8 protein-coding genes are annotated in these 7305 nt (G+C 55.8%); 2 read left to right on the forward strand and 6 right to left on the reverse strand.

Going from position 1 to position 7305, the window contains the following annotated elements; all coding sequences use genetic code 11:
• On the reverse strand, nucleotides 1-223 hold a 223-nt coding region (locus FD34_RS08600; protein WP_057806830.1), incomplete at its 3' end, for a hypothetical protein.
• 118 nt (nucleotides 224-341) lie between these two features.
• Here FD34_RS08600 and FD34_RS03550 point away from each other — a divergent pair.
• Complete coding sequence (locus tag FD34_RS03550; protein ID WP_057806832.1) at nucleotides 342-578, forward strand: hypothetical protein; 237 nt, start codon at nucleotides 342-344, stop codon at nucleotides 576-578.
• A 39-nt stretch (nucleotides 579-617) separates the two neighbouring features.
• Here FD34_RS03550 and ppsA read toward each other — a convergent pair whose 3' ends face one another.
• The 5 genes from ppsA to FD34_RS03575 form a co-directional block, all read right to left on the reverse strand.
• Nucleotides 618-3020: a phosphoenolpyruvate synthase gene (gene ppsA / locus FD34_RS03555; RefSeq protein WP_057806833.1), complete on the reverse strand. Its 2403-nt coding sequence runs from the start codon at nucleotides 3018-3020 to the stop codon at nucleotides 618-620.
• Nucleotides 3021-3200: 180 nt separating this feature from the next.
• Nucleotides 3201-3518 (reverse strand): thioredoxin, encoded by a 318-nt coding sequence (trxA, locus tag FD34_RS03560; RefSeq protein WP_057806836.1) that lies wholly within the window; start codon nucleotides 3516-3518, stop codon nucleotides 3201-3203.
• 3 nt (nucleotides 3519-3521) lie between these two features.
• Nucleotides 3522-4277, reverse strand: coding sequence for a TerC family protein (locus FD34_RS03565; RefSeq protein ID WP_057806838.1), 756 nt, complete (start codon nucleotides 4275-4277; stop codon nucleotides 3522-3524).
• Nucleotides 4278-4309: 32 nt separating this feature from the next.
• On the reverse strand, nucleotides 4310-5224 hold the full coding sequence (locus tag FD34_RS03570) for an RluA family pseudouridine synthase (protein WP_057806841.1): 915 nt from the start codon (nucleotides 5222-5224) through the stop codon (nucleotides 4310-4312).
• On the reverse strand, nucleotides 5225-6202 hold the full coding sequence (locus FD34_RS03575) for a choloylglycine hydrolase family protein (protein ID WP_057806843.1): 978 nt from the start codon (nucleotides 6200-6202) through the stop codon (nucleotides 5225-5227).
• Between the two features lie 159 nt (nucleotides 6203-6361).
• On the opposite strand from FD34_RS03575, the gene FD34_RS03580 reads away from it, so the two are divergent.
• Nucleotides 6362-7279: a magnesium transporter CorA family protein gene (locus tag FD34_RS03580; RefSeq protein ID WP_057806845.1), complete on the forward strand. Its 918-nt coding sequence runs from the start codon at nucleotides 6362-6364 to the stop codon at nucleotides 7277-7279.
• The last annotated feature ends 26 nt before the right edge of the window (nucleotides 7280-7305 follow it).

Consider the following 7305-nt stretch of genomic DNA (forward strand, 5'->3'; position numbering starts at 1 on the left):
CGAGACGGCGAAGGTTCGTCCGGAAGCCTTCCGCTGCCCGGTGGATCCACCGATTGAAGAAGTGCTGACCCAGGCTCAGCGGCCGCGACTTCTCCTCACCATACTCGTTGAGATAAACGTTACCGTACTGATCCAGGTAGCCGAACCGGTGCTGGTCGATCTCAAAAACGTCAGTGGTTTCACCCGTCTTCTGCGGATCGACTTTGACGTGATTGATCTTCATAATCCTAAATAAATCCTTGCTTGTCATTACTTCACCGCTTCCTTCCTATCTTTTATTGTAGTCCGCTCCCGGACAAACGTTAAGTTTCGCGGTATGATGGGAGACGAGGTGATATGCGATGGAAACCAATACCTATCAGGAACTGGTCGCCTGGTTACACGGCCGTCACTACGGTCTGATTGTCGATGGCCACCAGCTGCACCTGACCCGGCAGGGCAAGGTCATGGCGATCGTGACCCCACCCGACCGCTACCAGGTCCAAGACGTCAACCTAACCTTCAATGAGTGGGTTGAGTTTAACAAGTGCCTACGCAACATCCGCCACTACCTACTGGCGAGTGGCCGGGCCAAATAAACGTAAAAGAAGGATTGTCCGCGGACAATCCTTCTTTCCTTACCACTCGTAATCGGTTGGGTCCTGCAGGCCGCGACCGGTGGCCTTGTCCAGCATGATTCGCTGTTCAAAGTGGGCCACGTTCCGTTTCGTCGCCTTGACCATATCGGGGTTGACCGAGACATAGTCAATCCCGCTTTGAATCAGGAAGTTGGTGAACTCAGGATACTCGGATGGAGCCTGACCACAGATCGAAACGGTCCGGCCATCCTTGTGAGCAACCTTGATCAGGTGGCGGATGGCCCGCTTGACAGCCAGGTTCCGCTCGTCGAAGAGACTAGCCACCGTGTCATTATTCCGGTCACAACCGAGGATCAGCATCGCCAAGTCGTTGGAGCCGATGGAGTACCCATCGACAAACTCGTTGAACTGGTCGGCCAGGATGATGTTGGACGGGATCTCGGCCATCATGTAAACCTTGAAGTCAGCGCTGCGGACCAGCCCCTGGTCGCGCATGATTGCGGTGACCTTCCGGGCCTCATCGACTGTCCGGACAAACGGGATCATGACGTTGAGGTTCTTCAAGCCAAATTCTTCCCGGACCTTCTTGACGGCGGCTAGCTCCAGCTTGAAGGCCTCGATGTACTTCGGGTCGTAGTAACGGGAAGCACCCCGCCAGCCGAGCAAGTCGGCCGGTTCGTGTGGTTCGTACTTCTCGCCACCCTTGAGCTTCCGGTACTCGCCCGACTTGAAGTCTGACAGCCGGAGAATCACCGGCCGCGGGGCCATCACCCGGGCGACCTTGCTTACCCCGTCCGCCAACATATCAACAACCTTCTCAGGGTGCCCCTGCTCAATCAGGTAAAGTGGGTGCTCGTGGATGTAGGTGGTCCAAAGGAATTCTTCCCGCATCAGACCAATCCCGTCAGCAGGCAGACTAGCGTACTTTTCCGCTAGGTCCGGGTCACCGAGATTCATCATGACCCCGGTGGCAGTTGGGGCAAAGGTCTCAGCCACCACGACCTGACCACCACTTGGGTTGGCCGCAGCCGGTTTCTTGAGGAGGGCAGCAACCTTACCCTGGTAGACGACCCCGTTTTTGGCATCGACCGTCACCACGTCACCGTTCTTGAAGACGTCGGTTGCGGCCTTGCCACGGCTCTTGGTCCCCACGATACATGGGATCTGCATTTCCCGGGAAACAATCGCCGCGTGACAGGTCATCCCCCCGTTATTGGTGATGATCCCAGCAACCTTCTTCATGGCTGGCACCCAGTCCGGTGAGGTCATCAGGGTGACCAACACCTCTCCAGCCTTGAACTCGTCGATATCCTTTGGGCTGTCAATCACGTGAACCACTCCACTGGCTACCCCAGGACTGGCCGGTAATCCACGAACGGCAACCTTAGCATCACTCTCTGCAACCACGTTATCATCTCCCGTTGATTCTGCATGTTTTTCCTTATTGCGCTGTGACCAAACCGTTTCGGGCCGCGCCTGGACGAGCCAGAGCTTATTGGTGTTGGCATCCAGGGCAAACTCCATATCCATATAGCAGCCATAGTGCTGCTCAATTTCCTTGACGTAGCCAGCCAGCTCCAGGACCTGGTCATCGGTCAGGACCGGCTGATCGGCTTTGTCGGCAGGAACCGGCTGCTCCTTGGTCCCGCCATCCGGCAGCCGCACCAGCTCAACCGGCTTGGTTGTGATGTTCTTAGTGACAATCTTCATCGACTGCTTGTCAACGACGAAGTGATCCGGGGTCACCTTACCCAGGACAATGTACTCGCCCAGGCCATAGATGACGTCGATCACGATCTTGCTGTCATCCCCGTTGGTCACGTCGACGGAGAACATGATCCCCGAGGCCTTGGAGAAGACCATCATCTGGACGGCTGCTGATAGGGCCACCTTCTCGTACGGGAAGTGCTGCTTATGGCGGTAGTAGGTCGCCCGGTCAGTGAAGAGTGAGGCGTAACACTGCTGGACACGGTCAACCACGTCATCGGCACCATGAATATTTAAGTAGGACTCCTGCTGACCTGCGAAGGAGGCGTTCGGCAGGTCCTCGGCCGTGGCCGATGACCGAATCGCCACAAAGGGGTCATCCTGCCCCATCCGCTTGGCCAGGTCCAGGTAGGCCTGCTTGATGTCGTTAGCCAGGTCATCAGGCATCTGGGCACTGGTGATCAGGTCCCGGATCTTGGTACAGGTGGCGTGGAGCTCGTCGGCATTCTCATAGTCCGTGAGCTGATCCAGCAGGGCATTGACCTGGTCATTTAGTCCCGTGGCTTCCATGAAGTACCGGTAAGCGTGAGCCGTAGTGGCAAAGCCATAGGGTACCGGCACATCCATCGACGAGGTCATCTCCCCCAGCGACGAGGACTTTCCACCAACCAGGTTAACATCCTGACGATGGAGCTCGTCAAACCAGAGTACATTAGCGGTATCGCGATTACTCATAATAAGCTACCTCCTCTAGATAGTTTGTGAAAGCGTTTACATCTATACCCTTATTGTACCCCATGTCTGATATGATTGTGGCGATATTATTAATAATATGTCGCTTTTTATAACATATTTAATTAAATGTCGTTTATGAAAAGCCGACCAAGGAATTTAGTCCTGGACCGGCTTGATTACCTATTCAGTAATTTTACGTTCAAAGTAGTGAGCCAACTTGGCTTCCGGATAGACCCCGGTCACCTTTTCCTTGGCCTGGCCATCACGGAAGAGGACCAGGCTCGGCACGCTCATGACGTGGTAGCGCTGGGCGATCTCCTGGTTGCCATCCACGTTAAAGCGGACAAACTTAATCTGCTTACCGTAGCGCTGTTCAAGTTTTGTCATGATCGGGTCCATCATCTTGCAGGGGCCACACCATGGCGCCCAGAAGTCGACGACGGTCAGCGGACCGGTGACCTGCTGGTCGAAGTCGGCCACTGTTGCCTCAATTGCCATTGATTATTCCTCCTTCTGCTTGTTCTTGCGCCGGACGAAGTGGATGATAATCGTCAGGACGAAGACGAAGAGCATGAACATTCCAAAGATATCGGCCGGGATCTCGATATCGATTGCCGGAATGGTCAGGAATAGCTTGATCGCGATGATGAAAATCAGCACGTAGGCCATCGGTTCTAGTTCCGGAATCTTGCGCATCAGACGCATGATGATCTCCGCGACCCCCCGCATGCAGGCAATCCCAATCAAGCCCCCGATCAGCACAATCACCGGGTTGGGCGAAATCGCCAAAGAGGCCAGGACGGAATCGACAGAGAAGATGATATCCATGAATTCAATTTGGGCAACAACCGACCAGAAGCGCTTCCGCCCGGTCAGGCTGGTGGCCCGGTTACGGACCTTGTGCATCGGTCGTTTGCCGAAGAATTTATTATGGAAGAAGCGATAAACTAAGTAGACCAGGTAAGCTGCCCCGATTACCTTGATCTCCCAGAAGTTGATCAGGTAGGTCCCAATCCCAATGATTAAGAACCGAAAGATGTAGGAGCCCCAGATCCCGTAGAATAACGATTCTTCCTGTTCCTTCAGTGTCGGTAGTACTCGTGTTTGGGCAGCCAGTACGACCGCATTGTCGACCGAGAGCAGGCATTCGATCATTACCAGTGAGAGAATGATCAACCAGTCCTGGCCAGATGTGATAACCGTTGCCCAGTTATGTGGATCAAAGAACGGTCCATATAACTTTTCTAAAAGTGACAATTAGCGTCCCCCTTTAAAGAATTTTTATCTACCTAACTCAATTTGCATTTTACCAGATATTCCTGAAAATAGGTTGGTAGAGGGGCCACAATTTCATGTTTTTGAAAGGTAAATGGAATTAGCAGTTGCTGGCGGACCCCGTGAAGGAGCATCTGTTCAGGGGAAGCGCGGTTATAGATCGGGTCACCCACAATCGGGTGCCCGCTGTGTGCCAGGTGAACCCGCAATTGGTGGGTCCGGCCCGTCGCCAGGTGCAGGCGGACCAGGGAGCGCTGGTCGCTGGCAGCCAGACCCTGGTAATAGGTCAACGCGGGCTGGGCGTGGAGGCCGTCGACCGCGTGCCAACGGGGATCACGGGGGTCACGACCAATCGGCCAGTCCCACTTGCCGGCGCCCGTCAGCCGGCCCTCGACCACCGCCAGGTATTCCCGGTGGATCTGGCCCATGGCGATCAGGCGGTTGAGGACCGGGACAACGATCGGGTTCTTGGCAACAATCAGGGCACCGCTGGTCTGAAGGTCGAGACGATGAACCATGTAGGCCCCGTCAGCACTCCCCGCCAGGTAGCCGGCCACGTCGTTCATCACGGTGCCGGTTTCCCCCGCCACGTTGGGGTGACTCTTCTGCCCCCGCGGCTTGTTGACCACCAGGAGGTCACGGTTCTCAAACAGGACCGCCAGCCGGGGATTGGGGGTCGGCCGGTAGTCATTAGCCGTCGGGGTCCGGACCTCGTCGCCGGTGAAGAGGAGGTCGACCCGGTCGCCAGCGTGAACCAGTTCGTTGACCGGCTGGTAGCGCCCGTTGACCAGGACATGTTGTCGGCGGCGAAGGTAGTGGATCAGCCGGTCCGGCAATAACCATTGTCGGTGGAGGAGGTCACGCAACGGGCGCGATTCCTGGTTGACCGGCAGAAATTCGGTGAGGTGCCAGCGGATTTCAGCGGTCATCTACTTCACCTCCCGGACACTCAGTCGGTCAGGGACGTGGTAGACCTTGGGCTTGGTCCAGTTCAGCATGTCGTCGGTCAGCTGGAGTTTGGTGATGTCGCCCCGATGATAGGATTGGAAGTAGTAGCTGCGGCTTTCGGCAACCGTCACGGCCCGGTAAACAGAGTAGGTCCGCTGGTGGCGGCGGTTTTGCGGCACGGTCACGCTGTCGAGCAGGTGCCACTCACTGATCAGCCCGGTGGCCTCATCGGCAGGCACGTCCGATCGCTCCTTCAGGTAGGCTGCCCGGATAAAGCGGGCACTCGGTGAGTAGTAGCCGGGCGGGTTGGCCTTCCCGGAGAGGCGACCAGTCGTCACCCGGGGCGTGTTCAGCGGTACCCGGCCTGCCCGAAAATCAGTGGTAAAGTCCACGTAGCGTTCCATCTGGGCCAACTGACGATCAAAGTCCGGACTATTAGTCACCACGCCGAGGGGGTTCTCGATCACCTTCAGCGGGGTCTGGCTGGGTTCGACCACCACGGCCCGACCGGTACGATCAGCCAGGGCGAAGTGGAGCTCGGGCTTGCCGTACTTGGTATCGCTATTCTTTTCACTCATCAGTTCAACCTCATCCAGGTGGTCGACCAGGTCCTGAACCGAGCGAAAGTTACCCAGAACCCAGAAGATGAACTCGTATGCCGCCAGCTGGACCTTGTCATCTCGCCGCGCATCCTGATAGTGGGCCCCGTTATCAAAGGTCAGCTTCTGGGCCATCAGGCCGTGCTCGTTGACCCCATCGGAAACGTCGATTCGGCTGGCGGACAGGCTGCCCCCACCGACCATCGCGTAGCGGTTTTCGTACACCCGGTGGTCAAAGGCGGTTGACCACCGGAAGTGGCGAGGAACGAAAAGTGGTGAGACGGCCAGGACCGGCCAGTCCATCGTCCGCGCCAGGAGGTGGGTGTGGTCACCGGTCACCTGGTAGATGCTGGTACACATTGCTAATCATTTCCCTTCTTTAGGCTTTTCCTCATTTTAAAGTATTCCCCGGGAAATACGCCAGCAATTTAACTTCCCGACACACTGGCATCTTTACTTTTCTGGTCAAAAAGAGTTGAATAGTAGTTATAAGATCACGGAATATGAAGGTGAAGTGCGTTGTTGAGTACCGAAGAAATTAATGACCGCAGCAAGTGGATCAGTGTCTTTGAACCCCTCCCCCGGGAACGTGAGGACCTAATCAAGAAGTACGAGGTTACCAAAGAACTGCTCGACTACGCTATTGACCCCTACGAGAAGGCCCGGGTGGAAGTCGATCCCGATGCCGGCGTAACCCTGCTGATCTTTGACGTTTACGTGCCAACCCACGCCATCACTGCGCCACAAACTGCCCCGATCGGCATCATGTTGACAACCAATAACATCATCACCTTCACCAACGCCAAGACCAACTTTGTCAACGGGATCATCGCCAATCAGCTGCGAATCCTGAAGCGGCGGGCCCCAATCACCGACAAGTTCAACCTGGTCTTTCCGATTCTCTACCGCCTGTCTACCAACTACTTTAGGCCCCTGCGCCGGGTTGACCAGCAGCGTCAGCAGATCCAGCGCAACCTGCAGCGGCGGACCGGACGTAAGGCGATTAATGAGTTCATGGAGATTGAGACCGGCCTGGTTTACATTCTGACCTCACTCAAGGGGAACGTCTCCCTGCTGGCCGAATTCAAGCGCCACTACGCCGACAAGATGTCGACCCGGCAAAACAACGACCTCGACGATGTTATCGTTGAAGCACAACAGGGGCTAGAGATGGCCCAGATGACCTCCGACGTCTCCGAACGGGTCTCCAATGCCTACAGCAAGGTGATCGACAGTGACCTAAACCAGACGATGATGTATCTGACCATCTACTCCATCGTTCTCTCGGTTCCAACCATCGTCTCGGGGTTCTACGGGGAAAACGTCAAGCTCCCCCTCGCCAATGGTCAGTACTCATGGGTCTTTACAATTGTCATCACCCTGGTCCTGATGGTGGCCTCGGCGATCTTTATGATCACCCGTCACTGGTGGAAGTAACTACAATATATAGGAACGTGGCTGGG

The sequence above is a fragment of the Limosilactobacillus pontis DSM 8475 genome, from assembly GCF_001435345.1.
Classification (GTDB): Bacteria; Bacillota; Bacilli; order Lactobacillales; family Lactobacillaceae; genus Limosilactobacillus; species Limosilactobacillus pontis.